The sequence below is a fragment of the Flavobacterium sp. TS_SC_5 genome (assembly GCF_056156265.1).
Window position 1 is genome coordinate 2,973,476 of sequence record NZ_CM149588.1, and the last position, 14,977, is coordinate 2,988,452.

14 protein-coding genes and 1 pseudogene are annotated in these 14,977 nt (G+C 33.2%); 5 read left to right on the forward strand and 10 right to left on the reverse strand.

Annotated elements, in window-relative coordinates:
- Positions 1-68 precede the first annotated feature (68 nt).
- The 8 genes and pseudogenes from AC0J6S_RS12810 to AC0J6S_RS12845 form a co-directional block, all read right to left on the reverse strand.
- The gene (locus AC0J6S_RS12810; protein ID WP_474954167.1) at positions 69-1,001 is read right to left on the reverse strand and encodes a transglutaminase; all 933 of its coding nucleotides are present in this window, start codon (positions 999-1,001) and stop codon (positions 69-71) included.
- A gap of 21 nt (positions 1,002-1,022) precedes the next feature.
- Positions 1,023-1,889 carry a substrate-binding domain-containing protein gene (locus tag AC0J6S_RS12815; RefSeq protein WP_474954168.1) on the reverse strand — a complete coding sequence of 289 codons (867 nt, stop codon included), beginning with the start codon at positions 1,887-1,889 and terminating at the stop codon, positions 1,023-1,025.
- Positions 1,889-2,416 (reverse strand): GNAT family N-acetyltransferase, encoded by a 528-nt coding sequence (locus tag AC0J6S_RS12820; RefSeq protein ID WP_474954169.1) that lies wholly within the window; start codon positions 2,414-2,416, stop codon positions 1,889-1,891. Before AC0J6S_RS12820 ends, AC0J6S_RS12815 begins: the two co-directional genes overlap by 1 nt.
- A gap of 162 nt (positions 2,417-2,578) precedes the next feature.
- Positions 2,579-3,703: an SDR family oxidoreductase gene (locus AC0J6S_RS12825; protein ID WP_474954170.1), complete on the reverse strand. Its 1,125-nt coding sequence runs from the start codon at positions 3,701-3,703 to the stop codon at positions 2,579-2,581.
- Positions 3,704-3,797: 94 nt separating this feature from the next.
- Positions 3,798-4,178, reverse strand: coding sequence for a VOC family protein (locus AC0J6S_RS12830; protein WP_474954171.1), 381 nt, complete (start codon positions 4,176-4,178; stop codon positions 3,798-3,800).
- Between the two features lie 53 nt (positions 4,179-4,231).
- Positions 4,232-5,098, reverse strand: coding sequence for a nucleoside phosphorylase (locus AC0J6S_RS12835; RefSeq protein ID WP_474954172.1), 867 nt, complete (start codon positions 5,096-5,098; stop codon positions 4,232-4,234).
- Between the two features lie 121 nt (positions 5,099-5,219).
- Positions 5,220-5,548: pseudogene (locus AC0J6S_RS12840) on the reverse strand (translation initiation factor).
- A gap of 106 nt (positions 5,549-5,654) precedes the next feature.
- On the reverse strand, positions 5,655-6,605 hold the full coding sequence (locus tag AC0J6S_RS12845; protein WP_474954173.1) for an isopenicillin N synthase family dioxygenase: 951 nt from the start codon (positions 6,603-6,605) through the stop codon (positions 5,655-5,657).
- 170 nt (positions 6,606-6,775) lie between these two features.
- Between AC0J6S_RS12845 and AC0J6S_RS12850 the strand changes: the two genes are divergently transcribed.
- The gene (locus AC0J6S_RS12850; protein WP_474954174.1) at positions 6,776-8,752 is read left to right on the forward strand and encodes an alpha-ketoacid dehydrogenase subunit alpha/beta; all 1,977 of its coding nucleotides are present in this window, start codon (positions 6,776-6,778) and stop codon (positions 8,750-8,752) included.
- Positions 8,753-8,964: 212 nt separating this feature from the next.
- Here the strand turns inward: AC0J6S_RS12850 and AC0J6S_RS12855 are convergent, their stop codons facing one another.
- Complete coding sequence (locus tag AC0J6S_RS12855; protein WP_474954175.1) at positions 8,965-9,858, reverse strand: LysR family transcriptional regulator; 894 nt, start codon at positions 9,856-9,858, stop codon at positions 8,965-8,967.
- 96 nt (positions 9,859-9,954) lie between these two features.
- On the opposite strand from AC0J6S_RS12855, the gene AC0J6S_RS12860 reads away from it, so the two are divergent.
- The gene (locus AC0J6S_RS12860) at positions 9,955-10,425 is read left to right on the forward strand and encodes an NAD(P)H-dependent oxidoreductase (RefSeq protein ID WP_474954176.1); all 471 of its coding nucleotides are present in this window, start codon (positions 9,955-9,957) and stop codon (positions 10,423-10,425) included.
- A 125-nt stretch (positions 10,426-10,550) separates the two neighbouring features.
- Complete coding sequence (locus tag AC0J6S_RS12865; protein ID WP_474954177.1) at positions 10,551-10,841, forward strand: putative quinol monooxygenase; 291 nt, start codon at positions 10,551-10,553, stop codon at positions 10,839-10,841.
- A 92-nt stretch (positions 10,842-10,933) separates the two neighbouring features.
- Here AC0J6S_RS12865 and AC0J6S_RS12870 read toward each other — a convergent pair whose 3' ends face one another.
- On the reverse strand, positions 10,934-12,478 hold the full coding sequence (locus AC0J6S_RS12870) for a hypothetical protein (RefSeq protein WP_474954178.1): 1,545 nt from the start codon (positions 12,476-12,478) through the stop codon (positions 10,934-10,936).
- A gap of 154 nt (positions 12,479-12,632) precedes the next feature.
- Here AC0J6S_RS12870 and AC0J6S_RS12875 point away from each other — a divergent pair, with 154 nt between their 5' ends.
- Together AC0J6S_RS12875 and leuB are read left to right on the forward strand one after the other, a co-directional pair.
- Positions 12,633-13,808: a 2-isopropylmalate synthase gene (locus AC0J6S_RS12875; protein ID WP_474954179.1), complete on the forward strand. Its 1,176-nt coding sequence runs from the start codon at positions 12,633-12,635 to the stop codon at positions 13,806-13,808.
- A 38-nt stretch (positions 13,809-13,846) separates the two neighbouring features.
- Positions 13,847-14,962, forward strand: coding sequence for a 3-isopropylmalate dehydrogenase (gene leuB / locus AC0J6S_RS12880; RefSeq protein WP_474954180.1), 1,116 nt, complete (start codon positions 13,847-13,849; stop codon positions 14,960-14,962).
- The last annotated feature ends 15 nt before the right edge of the window (positions 14,963-14,977 follow it).

Here is a 14,977-nt window from a genome sequence, read left to right on the forward strand (position 1 = left end):
ATTATTGGTATACTTGAAAATTTGCAAGGAAATTGGATTAGCTTTTTTAAACGAAAATGGCATGCAAATTAATCCAATGTCAAAGCACCGAGAATTTCTTCAGACATAAAAGGTCCTCCGGGATATTTAGCCGTATAATCCAGATTCATCCAAATTTGACCGCGCTCATCCACATGATAATGAAGTTTATTTTCATTACTTTCATTAACAAATAGTACATTCTTTATTAGAAAATTGACTTTTTCTAAATCAGTTAGAGAGCCTATCAATATTTCGGGATAAATGTGACCTGTAGTATGAATCAATCGCGGAGTTCCACCAATAGACTTAATTGCGGCAGCCATTAATATTGAATGATCATCACAATCTCCAGAAAAATAAAGCAGTGATTCCGTAGCCGTTGCGATATAATCTCTTGCTTTTGGGTCGCTTACGTAGTTCCATCGGCTATTTATTTCTTTGAAAACGGCAAAGCATTGAATTATAGTTCTATAATCCGAATATCCTTTTAGGTCTTTAAAATGTTTGGTGGTAGCCATTACTGCAAAATTCCTGATTTTAGGATTTTGATATTCTATGGCATTGATAATTTTTGATTTATTGGGAAACGGAAGCAACTTTGCAATGATGATATCTTGCGGATATGGATTATCTGACATCGTATACAAAATTGAATTATAATCTTCAAATACACTGTTAAATCCATAGTTTCCAATTGTAGAACCGTATACTAAAACCAATAAATATAGAATAATACAAAAGAGGATAATCGTTCGTAAGAATCGAAGTAAGATTTGAATTATTACAATCATCACCAAAAACAGCGCTACCCGGTCAATATTAAGAGGCCAATTGGGGTTGATTAAGTTTTGATGCAAGATGATAAAAACCGGAATAGCAATTAATATGTTCAGGATAAAAATCATCACGTCATCCCAAGGTTTTTTGACCCGGAATTGCTGCTTAATACCCTGAAAATTAATTTCTTTTATTTTTATCATAGTAAAAATAAAAACAGTAATCTAGACTGTTTTCACAATATCCTCAAAAGTACCTTTTTTATCGATAATTTTAAGTTGAAAAAGTTGATTTTGAACTTTGTTTAACATTTCAACAGATAATGGTTTTTGTGACCAATGCGTTAATGACAACCATTCTTGAATATCTTCAACTTTTTGATGGAAATTTGAAGCCAACGTTTTATCAATGCTCGGAATTTCTTTAAAATCTTCTGTGGTTTGATTGATGATTTCCAGAATTTTTGAAATAAGGACTGGATTGTTTTCTAAAACTTCCTCTCGAACCGCAATTACAAAACAAGGCCAAGGCGTTGGGCAATCCGCAATTCGTCTAAAAATTCCTTTATCGACTAATGGTTTAGTCATGAAACGTTCCCACATAAAATAATCAGCCGTTCCATTTGTCAACGCTTCAACAGCGCCGTCGATAGTATTTACAATTTCAAATTCCAGATTATCAATTTTCCATCCCGAATTAAGTCGGGATTGATTGTCCGCATTGACATATGCCATAAGTTGCGAACCTGAACCCAATCTGGAAATAGCAACTTTTTTGTTTTCTAAATCAGCTAAGGTCTTATAATTAGAGTTTGCCGCTACGTGAATTCCCCAAATCAAAGGACTTTCTACATAAACTTGAACAATTTTACTTGGATTTCCGGCAACGATATCTTTTACGATACCTTCGGTTAGGATTACAGCAATATCTGCTTCGCCATCGCGAAGCATTTGGCACATTTTTCCGGTTCCTTCTGGAACGTCGGTCCATTGTAAATCTATATTTTCTTTTTCGAAATCACCGTTTTCTATAGCTAAATGCCAAGGAAGGTTAAAATGTTCCGGAACTCCGGCTATTTTTATTGTTTTCATTATAAGTTAGGATTTTTTAATTCGTACCAATTCCAAGAAACACCATCTTCCAGATATTTTTCAGTCATTTTTAGTCCAATTTTTTGTAGTATTTTGTTTGAAGCGACATTTTCCGTATGTGCTGCAGCTTCCATGATTTTGATTTTCATTACATTAAAACCATAATCCAGCCATGCAAAACTGGCTTCACTGGCATATCCTTTTCCCCAGAATTTCTCGTTCAACCGATAGCCAATATCGTAGAAATCAATTTTGTTATTCACCATTTCGGTGTTGTATTTTAATCCTGCCCAACCAATTAATTCATTGGTTTCTTTCAAAATAACTACAAATCGTCCAATATTATTTTGAACATACTGCGCTCTAACAGATTCGATATACAAATGTACTTCGCTAATATCTGTCAATGGTTTGTTCCAAAGATATTGATGTACCTTAGGATTGCTGTCCATTTCAAATAAAGATTCCGCATCTGAAGCGAGCATTTCTCTTAAAATTAATCGGTCGGTTTCTAAAGTAAGATTCATGTTTATGTTGAAAATTTGATGTTGAACGATTTAGCCCTGATAGCAGTGAAAATCCTTTTTCTTTTTTCTTTAAAAAGTAAAAGATTACTTCACCATACTTTTATTTTTATTTGAGGTCAATGAATTTCAATTGCAACTTATAGCAGGAAATAGCTCCTAAAATTACACATTAATATCTTTAAAATTATTCAATTTTGCATACCGAATCATATTGGTAAATGCCTCCTCATCCAGTTTTGGTATCTCCAGAATGGAGTCCAACAAAGTGGTATCGTATTCATTCGCAGCAGTTGTGAAATAGGGACTTAAGTGTTTTCCAATACTTTCATAATACAATTTTTCGATAGTGTTTTTATATACAAAATCGAGTGAATTTTGTATTAAAGTAAAATTAGTATAGCCAACTTCCTTCATAATCAATCGCAATCCATTTACCATATTGAAACTCTTATTATGTACAATATTAAGCTGTTCAATATCTTCTCTTTGAAATATATTTACAATCACTTTTGCGACATAATCGACAGGAATAATATTCAAAACGGTGTCTTCATTGACAATAAAACGCACATTTTCTTGATCTCCTTTTCGCTGGGAAGTGAAGTGAAAGAATTTTGCCAAAAGATAAAAAACCATATATTTCGATATAAAATACGGATTTTCTGTTCCTAACATTTTGCCTCCAATCACACTTGGACGTAAAATTTGAAAGGGTAAGCCTACTTTCTTACATTCTTGTGCTATAAAATTTTCCGAGTGGAATTTGGCATTCTCATACGCATTGCGGTGCTCCGGTTGGAAGCCTAAACTATGAAAATCATTGTCAATTACTCCTTTTCGGTTTCCAGATGAAAAAGCAGTTCCGATGTAAACAAACTTTTTTATAAAAGGATGAAAGAGATTGAAAAGCGTTTTTGTGATTTTGGTGTTTTCGTCAAAAATCTTTTCGCGTTGCTCTTCATCGGTAGATAAATTCACAAATCCAGCTGAATGAATGAGATAAGCATCTTTTATTTGGCTTGAAAAAGTGTCCTGAATAACAGCCAAATCCGTATCAATGATTTCAATGTATTCATGCAGTTTTGCGATGCCTTTGTCTTTTATGATTTTTGGTGTATAACTGCTGGATAAGAGCTCGTTTATGCGATCTAAAGCAGATTTTTTGCCTTTATTTCGAGCAATTATAAAAAGTTTTCCATCCATTTTAGTGTTAATAAAAAGTTCCAGAATTTCATACATAATATGAGATCCCAAAACTCCTGTTGCACCTGTAAGTATTATTTTCATTATCGTTTTGTTGTAAAAGCAAAGATAGTTTTAAATACTAAATATTTCTGGTTTAAAGTAGCATCGAGTTTTTGAATTTGTCAATCAATAATTATCAATCTTTTGCTTTTAAATCAGAAATAACAATTCGGAACCCATCAGGATCAAGAAACATTTTACCATTTTCATTCCAATATGGGTTGTTTGCAGTAATAATTGAAATATTATTATCTATAATATTGTTTATTAACATGTTATACTCTAAAAATGTTTTTGGGTAAAGTACTGTAACATCGTCTTCATCAAAAGTATGGTTGACTTTTGCATCAGATTGTGCAAATTCAAAATGCCAATCTAATTTTGGTTTTCCAATAAAAATACCATCATAATTGTTGTGGTTTTGAAAACCTCCTAGACGTTCAAAACCAAGAATGTTAACATAAAATTCTTCTATTATTTCTAAATCATCTGTGTGTCTTGCAATACGTAAGTTCATATTTTTATAAATCTGAGATCAAAAATCGTTAATCTGCATTCTTAAATCAAAAACTATTTACTCAATTTATCCAATGTATCCGCAATTAATTGATCCACCGCTTTGTATGGATCTTCGCTAAAAGTTCCCGAAGCTCGATTGGCAATAATAGCATTTAATGACAATGCTTGGTGTCCTAAAAGTGCCGAAAGTCCATAAATTGCTGCGGTTTCCATCTCTAAGTTTGTGATTTGGTTGTCACCAAATTTAAAATTATCCATTTTAGAATTCAATTCTTCATCTTGAATATTTAAACGCAACACTCGACCTTGTGGACCGTAAAAACCACCTGCAGTTGCGGTAATTCCTTTGTGCATTTTGTCGCTTTCAATTATTTTTTCCAGTTTTTCGGAACAAGCAATTACGTATGGTTTTCCTTTTCTTAAATCCCAATTGGTGTGTTTCACAAAAGCATCTTCCATTTCCAGGTTCGAAACTTCGTCAATCAAATAGGAGCGGAGCATGTTGTCCAATCCTAATCCAAATTTTGATAGTACAAAACTGTCCACAGGAATATCCGCTTGCAAAGAGCCCGAAGTTCCAATACGAATGATGTTCAATGAAGTCAGTTTTTCTTTTGGTTTACGGGTTTCTAAATCAATGTTAACTAAAGCATCCAGTTCGTTGATGACGATATCAATGTTGTCAGGACCAATTCCTGTGGACATCACCGTAATTCTTTTGCCTTTGAAAATCCCGGTTTGGGTTTTGAATTCTCTTTTTTGAGTCGAAAATTCAATGCTGTCAAAAAACTGTGTAATTTTTTCGACACGATTTTGATCACCTACAAAGATGATATCGTGTGCAATATGTTCTGGTTTTAAATTCAAATGGTAAACGCTACCGTCTGGATTTAATATTAATTCTGATGATTGTATCATTTGTTTTTTTGTTTTTTCCTCTCCCGAGCCCTCTCCAAAGGAAAGGGAGAAAGTTCCTGATTTAGATTGTATTTTTTTTATTTTCGTTTGGTTCCTCCCATTCGGGGAGGTTAGGTGGGGATTAACCTCCAACACGTTTTACTTTAAAGCCTTTTTCTTTTAAAATAGCCATTATTTTATCACGATAATCGCCTTGAATGATAATGGAATCGTCTTTGAAAGTTCCGCCAACGCTCAATTTGGTTTTGATTTCCTTGGCAAAATTTTAAAATCTTCGTCGGTACCTTCATATCCTTCAATAATGGTTGTTGCTTTTCCTTTTCGTTTTTCGAATTTACAAATCATAGGTTCTTTTTGAACATGTAATTCGTGCGCCACTTCCTCAATTTGCTCTTCAGGAGATGGTTCGTGATCTGGAAAAAGGTTTTTTAATTGATCTTGTAAATCCATATCGATCTATATTTTGAACGCAGATAATGCTGATTTAAATTGGTAAAAAACAAAAGACATTAAGCATAAACTTAATGTCTTTTAGTATTTGACGTAAATTTAAGTTTTATTTTTTAATAAGGCCTAAATCTACTAAACGTTCGTATAAATAGGCTCCAGCAGTAATATCTTCGAATTTTTTTGGATTTTCCGCATCAATACAGTTTTCCAAACAATCCAATTTCATATCACTCACCGGATGCATAAAAAACGGAATAGAATAACGTGAAGTACCCCATAATTCTCTTGGTGGGTTTACCACTTGATGAATGGTGGATTTCAATTTGTTATTGGTATGACGTGACAACATATCACCTACATTGATAACTAATTCATCCGGTTCAGCAATGGCATCAATCCATTCTCCGTTGTGATTTTGCACTTGCAATCCTTTTCCTTGCGCACCCATCAACAAAGTAATCAAGTTGATATCACCGTGAGCAGCAGCACGAATTGCGTTTGCCGGTTCAGATGTGATTGGTGGGTAATGAATAGGTCTTAAGATTGAATTTCCGTCTTTAGCATATTGGTCAAAATAAAATTCATCTAAACCAAGGTGTAAAGCCAAAGCTCTTAAAACATAAACTCCTGTTTTTTCAAGCATTTGGTAAGCTTCTTTGCCTACCACATTAAAACGGGGAAGTTCTTTTACTTCAACATTTTCCGGATACTCCGAAGCGTATTTTGAATCTTCAGAAACATATTGTCCGAAGTGCCAAAACTCCTTCAAATCCCCTTCTTTTCTGCCTTTGGCATGCTCTGTTCCAAAAGAAACATAGCCTCTTTGTCCTCCAATTCCAGGAATTTCATAACTGTGTTTTGTTTCTAAAGGTAAAGCGAAAAAATTCTTGATTTCACCATACAATTCATCAACCAATTGGTCGTTTAAAAAATGCCCTTTGAGTGCTACGAAGCCAATATCTTCAAATGCACTTCCGATTTCATTTACAAATTTTTGTTTACGTTTCGGGTCGTCCGAAAGGAAATCACGCAAGTCAACACTAGGAATGTTTTGCATACTTTTAAATATTTTTTAATAACTTGAAGGTAAAAACCTTGCAGATACAAATGTAAAGAATAATTTTATATCTGAATTTTAAAACTTGTAAACAATATGAAAATTTATAACAAATTTATACAAAACTGTTATATTTTTTTATCTTTGAACCATACAATAAAACCGAAAAAATGATCTTCGACAGAAAAAATCTTACTGACAATCAATTATTAGATTTATATAAAAGAATATTAAAACCAAGACTGATAGAAGAGAAAATGTTGATTCTTATTCGTCAGGGAAAAGTATCAAAATGGTTTTCTGGAATTGGTCAGGAGGCTATTTCTGTGGGTGTTACCGCAGTTTTAGATTCGGATGAATACATTTTGCCAATGCACAGAAATCTTGGTGTTTTTACAGGAAGAGACATTCCGTTATACCGTCTTTTTTCACAATGGCAAGGCAAAGCCAATGGTTTTACCAAGGGTCGTGATCGAAGTTTCCACTTTGGAACCCAACAATACAAGATTATAGGTATGATTTCGCATTTAGGTCCGCAATTAGGAGTTGCTGACGGAATCGCTTTAGCCAATAAACTCAAGAAAAACGGAAAAATTACCGCAGTTTTTACCGGTGAAGGCGCCACAAGTGAAGGCGATTTTCACGAAGCGTTAAATATTGCTTCGGTTTGGGAATTACCGGTTCTATTTGTGATAGAAAATAACGGTTATGGATTGTCAACACCTACAAACGAACAATATCGTTGCGAAAACCTGGCCGATAAAGGGAAAGGCTATGGAATGGAAAGTCATATTGTTGATGGAAATAATATTCTGGAAGTGTTTAATTTATTATCTGAATTGAAGGCTTCGATTAAAGAAAATCCGCGTCCTGTTTTATTGGAATTCAAAACTTTCAGAATGCGCGGGCATGAAGAGGCGAGTGGGACTAAATACGTTCCACAGGAATTAATGGATATTTGGGCAATTAAAGATCCAGTAGAAAATTATAGAAAGTATTTGATCGATAACGGAGTTCTGACCTCTGATTTTGATGCTGATTTACATGCTGAAATAAAAAAGGATATTGATGAAAGTCTAGCTATTGCCAATGCGGAACCGGAAATTGAAGCTACATTAAGTGAGGAACTAAATGATGTTTACAAACCGCATGTATTTGAACACGTTAAACCTTCAGAAGAAAAAGAAAATATTCGTTTTATAGATGCGATTTCTGCCAGTTTGAGACAATCGATGGAACGCCATGAAAACTCAGTAATCATGGGTCAGGATATTGCTGAATATGGTGGTGCTTTCAAAATCACAGATGGTTTTGTTGCCCAGTTTGGGAAAGAGCGTGTCATCAATACGCCAATTTGTGAAAGTGCAGTGGTTTCGGCAGGAATGGGATTATCAATCAATGGTTATAAAGCGATTGTGGAAATGCAGTTTGCCGATTTTGTTTCCACAGGATTTAATCCAATTGTCAATTTATTGGCCAAATCACATTACCGCTGGTTAGAAAAAGCAGATGTAGTAGTTAGAATGCCTTGTGGTGGCGGAACTCAAGCGGGACCTTTTCACTCGCAAACCAATGAAGCTTGGTTTACTAAAACTCCGGGTTTAAAAGTAGTGTATCCTGCATTTCCATATGATGCCAAAGGATTATTGAATACTTCTATAAACGACCCGAATCCGGTATTATTCTTTGAGCACAAGCAATTGTATAGAAGTGTTTACCAAGAGGTACCAAAAGACTATTACACGATTCCATTAGGAAAAGCGGCTTTGTTAAAAGAAGGAAATGAAGTTACGATTATTTCGTTGGGAGCAGCGGTCCATTGGGCTTTAGATATTTTAGCCAAAAATCCTCAAATTTCTGCTGATTTGTTGGATTTAAGAACCTTACAGCCATTAGATACCGAAGCTATTTTCGCATCGGTGAAAAAAACGGGAAGAGTAATTATTTATCAGGAAGACAGCATTTTTGGAGGAATTTCAAGTGATATTTCGGCAATGATAATGGAAAACTGTTTCAAATACCTTGATGCGCCAGTAAAAAGAGTGGCAAGTTTAGATACTCCGATTCCGTTTACAAAAGCATTAGAAGATCAATATTTGCCAAAAGGTCGTTTCGAAAATGACCTCAAAGAACTTTTGGCATATTAATTTATAAGTTTATAAATGGGTTATTTTTAGAGTTTTAATTCTAAAAATAACCTAATATCCAATAGATAATTATAAAAATTAGAATTGTACCAAAACAGCCACCGCCTAGTTTTTTGGCACCGTAACCTGCAAGAATTGTTTTAAAAAATCCGTTCATAACTTTAAAATTTAAGTATTTATAAAAGTAAACTATATTTCCAGAATAACAAATTTTAGTTCAAATCGATGAAAATTTTCTTAATCAAAGCGATTTCTTCCTCATAAATTGTTTTTTTTCTGGTTGCAAAATAGAGCGTGTTTTTTAGTGGTGTTTTCCCTTCCCAAATCAGTTTGATCGTTCCATTATCAATTTCTTTTCGGCATAAAAAATCAGGAACAACAGCTAATCCTTTACCACTGCTCAAACAACGTATGATAGAATTTAGGTTTGGAACTATATAATTAGGTCTGAAATCAGGATGTTTATTGAAATTTAATTGCCAGAAACGACGTAAATGTTCCATATCTCCGGTAGTTCCGTACCATTTTTGTTGCTTTAACCAAAGTTCTATTGCTTGAATATTTTCCTTTTTTACTATAGAATTGAATTCTAAATCGTCAATTTCGCTTCCACCAACAAGTACAATAGTTTCAGATGAAAATGCCTGATATTCAATTGCGTTTTTAACGACCATTTGGGGCGTGATAATCAAATCGAGAATTCCTTTTTCAAGATTTTCTACCATTTCAGGATATTCTCCAAATTGAATAATAACATTAAATGGTAACGTCGAAATATACTGTTCCAGTGTGATTTGGAATGTTTCAAAACACATTCCCACACTTATCGTTGGCGTATTTTTCTCTGTGCTTCTTTGAAAATTTTTCTCGGCCTCTTCCAGTTTGGTTAATGCTTCAATGATGAAATTGTAGAGCACTTTTCCTTTTTCGGTGGGAACCATTTTTCGACCAGTTCGGTCAAATAATTTATAGCCTACATAAGTTTCCAAGGAACTCAAATGCAGACTCACGCCAGGTTGTGAAATAAATAATTCTTCCGCAGCACTTGTTAAAGTTCCTGTTTTGTAAACCGCTTTAAACGTTCGATACCATTCTAAATTCACCATAACTATTATAATTATGATACAAAGGTATGAATTATGTTATTTTAATAATAGAAATTCTCGTTCTAACTTTGCACCATCAAATTAAAAATGCAAATCATGACAAAAATATTTATAATCAATGGCGGACAAAAATTTGGCCATTCTGGAGGACGATTTAATGAAACTATTTCGAATGAAACTTTGAATTTTTTCAAAAGCAATAGTGATTTTGAAGTAAAAACAACGAACATTAATGCTGATTATATTCCTGCTGCAGAAGTGGAGAAATTTGTTTGGGCTGATGTAATTATTTATCATACGCCAATATGGTGGTTCCAGTTGCCACATGGATTTAAAAAATACATTGATGTTGTTTTTACTGAAGGTCATGCCAAAGGGATTTACAAAAGTGACGGTCGTTCCGCAGAAAATCCAACCATCAATTATGGAACAGGAAGGAATGCTTCATGGCAAAAATATATGTTAACCACCTCTTGGAATGCTCCAAAAGAGGCTTTTACTTTACCGGGAGAATTTTCGATCAGCACAGTGTGGATGAAGGACCGTTATTTGGTTTTCATCGAATGAATGCTTTTACTGGTATGCAACCGTTACAAAGTATTCATTTTCATGATATTGAAAAAAAATGCAAATGTTGAAAACGATCTTAAAGTGTATCAAAACCATTTAACACAACTATTTTTAAATTAATTATGGTAATAAATCTAACCGTTATTCTAAAAAGCAAACCAGAAAATACAGCTGCAGTAAAATCGCTATTACTGGAATTAGTTGAAAAATCAACTCAAGAAGCGGCTTGCAAACAATACGATTTGCATCAAAATTGTGATGATGCCAATACTTTTATCTTTCATAAGATTTGGGAAAATCAAAACGGATTGAATGATCATAATCAGCAATCATATATTCAATCTTTTTTTGAAAAAGCAAAAACATTATTGCAAGAAACTCCAATTGTTTTTAGAACGGACAAATTAGCGTAATAATTGAGGGTATTATTCTTTGATATAACAATTTTTAAAAAATATAACTTAACGAAAAGGAGGTTTTTAACCTCCTTTAGTCATATAAAGTCTTATCGATTAATTAATTTTGCTTTTTCCTTAATGATATCACTAATTTTTCGGTTTTCAATTTTACTTTCGAGCCAAGAAATAATATCGAGATAAAGGAAAGCTCTTTTTTCATAGGTGTTTTTTTCCAATTCTATAAAGCGCGCTCTCATTTTTACAAATTCCTTTTTGATATCTGTTGGATAAATGGAGTTTAAATTCTTCAAAAACTTAATGATTTCTTTCTGCACTTCATGTAAATCATTCATTTTGATTAGGAATTTATAGGTGTTCTTCAACTGATTTTCCAGATAATAATCTTTCCCTAATTCATAATGCGCAATCAAACAGAGTATTCTGGCGAAACACATCAAATCTTCTCGCATCGAAAGATTTTTATTGTTTATGATTTTCTCTAAATAAAAGATACACTCAGTATATTTTTCGTTCCCAAAATAAATTGAAGCAAATTTATAATAGAACAACATTTCGTGATGTTCATCAAGATGGTCTGTGTGAATTTTTAATTTACTTAATACTTCGGGAATTAAGTATTCGCTTTCGGCAAAAGTACCTTCCAGAATATGGTAATTCAATTTATTATTATAGACATATAAAAATGATAAAGACGCAATGTTATCATTTACGGGGAAATGGGAATCTTTGATGGTATCTTCCAGCAGCGCTAAATATTTTTTAAATTTAGATTTGTACTTTAACATATACAAAGATTCTAATAAATAATGGTTTCCTTTTAGGAAAAACACTGGATTTAAATGAATCATACTTGGATTATCATAAAAAAGTGTGACCCATTTTAAAGAATATTTATAACAGGAAAGAAAATCCTGAACCAGAAAACTTCTCCAAAGATTGGCATTATAAAACCAGTATTTTTCCCTAAATCCAAATTTTTTCTCATCAAATTTAGAAATGTGTTTATGGAAATAATCGTCAATATATTTATATTCTTCGTCACTTTTTACATAACCGGTTTTCAGCATAATTCCATACAGCTGCAGTGATAAATTAGATAATTTACTGGAAATAGTATTACGATAATTGAGTTCTTTAGCCTGAATAACCAATTCATCTGCTCGTCCTTGGATACTTCGTGTTATGTATTGCGATTCGATAAGTTTTTCGAATTCTACAATTTCATAAGCCATCAGTTTTTCATCATTTTCCAAAGCTAAAATCTTTGTTTTATCCAAAATTTTCAAACTCTGCCTGTATAACCCTTTATTGTACAATATGGCAGCAAAATCAATTTGTTCTCTTAGCTGATATCGAATGTTTTGGCTGGGAATATTCAATCGAATGCTCACTAAAATTTGCTTGTACAAATATGATTTTAGATTCGATAATTGTACTTTTTTAATGATACCGCTTTTCAGAATAAGCTTTTCATCATACACTTCTGATTTGTCTAAAATATTGAATAATTCGATAAATTTTGTATTCGAACTTGTTTCTAAACGGCTTGCAAAAATCTTGAATTGTCTTTTTTCAGATTTTGAAAGTGATTTTATTAATACAAATAAGAAATCTTTTTGATGGTTAGCCATTGTAGAATATAGTAGCTTAATTTACTGTTAATCAAATAGTTGTAAAGTTATTGTTTGCTTTATAAGCAGTATATTTCATTAAATTGAGTTTTAGAATAAAGTAATGAAAGATATTTTTGTTATCAAGTTGTGAAATTACATTAAATAAATGAAAATGAATAGAGAGAAAGTTCAAATTTTTGATACCACTTTGAGAGATGGCGAACAGGTCCCGGGATGTAAGTTAGATACAAATCAAAAACTCGTTATAGCAAATCGACTGGACGAAATGGGTGTTGACATCATTGAAGCTGGTTTTCCTGTGTCAAGTCCAGGTGATTTTTTATCTGTTTCAGAAATAAGTAAGGTTGTTAAAAATGCTATTGTTTGCGGATTAACAAGAGCAGTGAAAAATGATATTGATGTTGCGGCTCAGGCATTAAAATATGCAAAAAGACCTCGAATACATACTGGAATAGGAACTTCGGAATCACATATTGTCCACAAATTAAATACAACAAGAGAAGATATAATTGCCAGAGCAAAATTTGCCGTTTCCCATGCCAAATCGTATGTTGAAGATGTAGAATTTTATGCTGAAGATGCCGGTAGAACGGACAATGAATTTTTGGCTCGAGTCTGCGAAGAAGCAATAAAATCAGGTGCAACCGTACTTAATATTCCTGATACAACAGGATACTGCTTGCCAGAAGAATATGGTGCAAAAATTAAGTATTTAAAAGAAAACGTCAAAGGGATTGAAAACGTAATCCTATCGTGTCACTGTCATAATGATTTAGGAATGGCGACAGCAAATTCAATTGCAGGAGCGGTAAATGGAGCCAGACAAATAGAATGTACGATAAATGGAATAGGCGAAAGAGCAGGAAATACAGCTCTTGAAGAAGTGGTGATGATTTTCAAACAACATCCGTATTTGAATTTAGATACGAATATCAATACACGTCAGCTGAATGAAATGAGCCGTTTGGTTTCTGAAAGTATGGGAATGATGGTGCAGCCTAATAAAGCGATTGTTGGTGCGAATGCTTTTGCACACAGTTCAGGAATTCATCAGGATGGTGTGATAAAAAACAGAGCAACTTATGAAATCATGGATCCTTTAGAAGTAGGTGTAAATGAATCTTCAATAGTTCTTACAGCCAGAAGTGGTAGAGCGGCATTGGCATACAGAGCTAAAAAAGTTGGATATGAACTTACAAAAGTACAATTAGATGTGGTTTATGTTGAATTTTTAAAGTTTGCCGACATTAAAAAAGAAGTGCTGGATGATGACATTCATCAAATAATTGAAGCCTGTAAAATGAACAAGGAATTACTCCTTAACTAAAATATTTTGATTTCTAATAAAATCTAAATCCTACTATTATGAACTTAAAAATAGCAGTACTTTCAGGAGACGGAATAGGTCCGGAGGTAATCTTACAAGCAAAAAAAGCATTGTATGCAATTGGTGTGGTTTTCGATCATGAGTTTGTTTTTGAAGATGCGCTTATTGGAGCTGTTGCTATTGAAAAGACAGGAACTCCACTGCCAGAGCAAACATTAAACCTTTGTTTGAATACAGATGCTATATTGTTTGGAGCTGTTGATGATTCAAAATATGATACCCAATCAGATTCAAAATCACTACCTATACAAGGGTTACTAAAATTGAGACAAGCGTTAGGATTATATGCCAATATAAGACCTATAAAACCTTATAACGACCTATTAGATTTATCGCCTTTAAAAAGAAAAATAATTGAAGGTGCTGATTTTATAATTTTTAGAGAAATTTCTGGAGGTTCATATTTTAGCGAAAAAAAAACGAATGAACAAGGAACATTAGCCTCTGATTTATGTGAATATTCAGAAGAAGAAATTATTCGAATCAGTCATTTGGCCTTTAGAACAGCTCAGAAAAGAAAGAAAAAGATGACTTTGGTTGATAAAGCCAGTATCCTTGAAACATCAAGATTATGGAGAAAAGTAGTAACTGAAATTGCAGAAGGATATCCTGATGTAACTTTAGAATTCCTTTTGGTCGATAATGCCGCAATGCAAATAATCATTAATCCAAAACAATTTGATGTCATCTTGACCGAAAATTTATTTGGCGATATTTTATCGGATGAAGCGAGTGTAATTACCGGTTCAATAGGATTATTGCCATCCGCATCTTTAGGAAATTCAAATGCACTTTTTGAGCCTATTCACGGCTCTTATCCGGAAGCCAAAAGAAAAAATATTGCCAATCCTATTGCTTCAATAGTTTGTGCAGCGATGCTTTTGGAACATTTTGGTCTTCATATCGAATCTCAAAAAGTATACGAAGCGGTACATAAAGCAATTGAACTAAATGTTGTCACAGCCGATTTGAATCCGTATTCAAAATTTGGTACCAATGAAGTGGGAGACTTTATTTCAAATTACATTTTAAGCAAAGACGACTTATATTTTAAAAGTGACAATGTTTATATAGGCCAATCGACTATAGTTTAAAAAATAAATAATTGA

Excerpts from the sequence above, each read along its gene's own strand:
- AC0J6S_RS12875 (WP_474954179.1), top strand. The coding sequence starts at position 12,633 with ATGAATAGAGAGAAAGTTCAAATTTTTGATACCACTTTGAGAGATGGC.
- AC0J6S_RS12830 (WP_474954171.1), bottom strand. The coding sequence starts at position 4,178 with ATGAACTTACGTATTGCAAGACACACAGATGATTTAGAAATAATAGAA.
- AC0J6S_RS12855 (WP_474954175.1), bottom strand. The coding sequence starts at position 9,858 with ATGGTGAATTTAGAATGGTATCGAACGTTTAAAGCGGTTTACAAAACA.
- AC0J6S_RS12835 (WP_474954172.1), bottom strand. The coding sequence starts at position 5,098 with ATGATACAATCATCAGAATTAATATTAAATCCAGACGGTAGCGTTTAC.
- leuB (WP_474954180.1), top strand. The coding sequence starts at position 13,847 with ATGAACTTAAAAATAGCAGTACTTTCAGGAGACGGAATAGGTCCGGAG.
- AC0J6S_RS12815 (WP_474954168.1), bottom strand. The coding sequence starts at position 1,889 with ATGAAAACAATAAAAATAGCCGGAGTTCCGGAACATTTTAACCTTCCT.
- AC0J6S_RS12825 (WP_474954170.1), bottom strand. The coding sequence starts at position 3,703 with ATGAAAATAATACTTACAGGTGCAACAGGAGTTTTGGGATCTCATATT.
- AC0J6S_RS12820 (WP_474954169.1), bottom strand. The coding sequence starts at position 2,416 with ATGAATCTTACTTTAGAAACCGACCGATTAATTTTAAGAGAAATGCTC.
- AC0J6S_RS12860 (WP_474954176.1), top strand. The coding sequence starts at position 9,955 with ATGACAAAAATATTTATAATCAATGGCGGACAAAAATTTGGCCATTCT.
- AC0J6S_RS12865 (WP_474954177.1), top strand. The coding sequence starts at position 10,551 with ATGGTAATAAATCTAACCGTTATTCTAAAAAGCAAACCAGAAAATACA.
- AC0J6S_RS12845 (WP_474954173.1), bottom strand. The coding sequence starts at position 6,605 with ATGCAAAACATTCCTAGTGTTGACTTGCGTGATTTCCTTTCGGACGAC.
- AC0J6S_RS12810 (WP_474954167.1), bottom strand. The coding sequence starts at position 1,001 with ATGATAAAAATAAAAGAAATTAATTTTCAGGGTATTAAGCAGCAATTC.
- AC0J6S_RS12850 (WP_474954174.1), top strand. The coding sequence starts at position 6,776 with ATGATCTTCGACAGAAAAAATCTTACTGACAATCAATTATTAGATTTA.
- AC0J6S_RS12870 (WP_474954178.1), bottom strand. The coding sequence starts at position 12,478 with ATGGCTAACCATCAAAAAGATTTCTTATTTGTATTAATAAAATCACTT.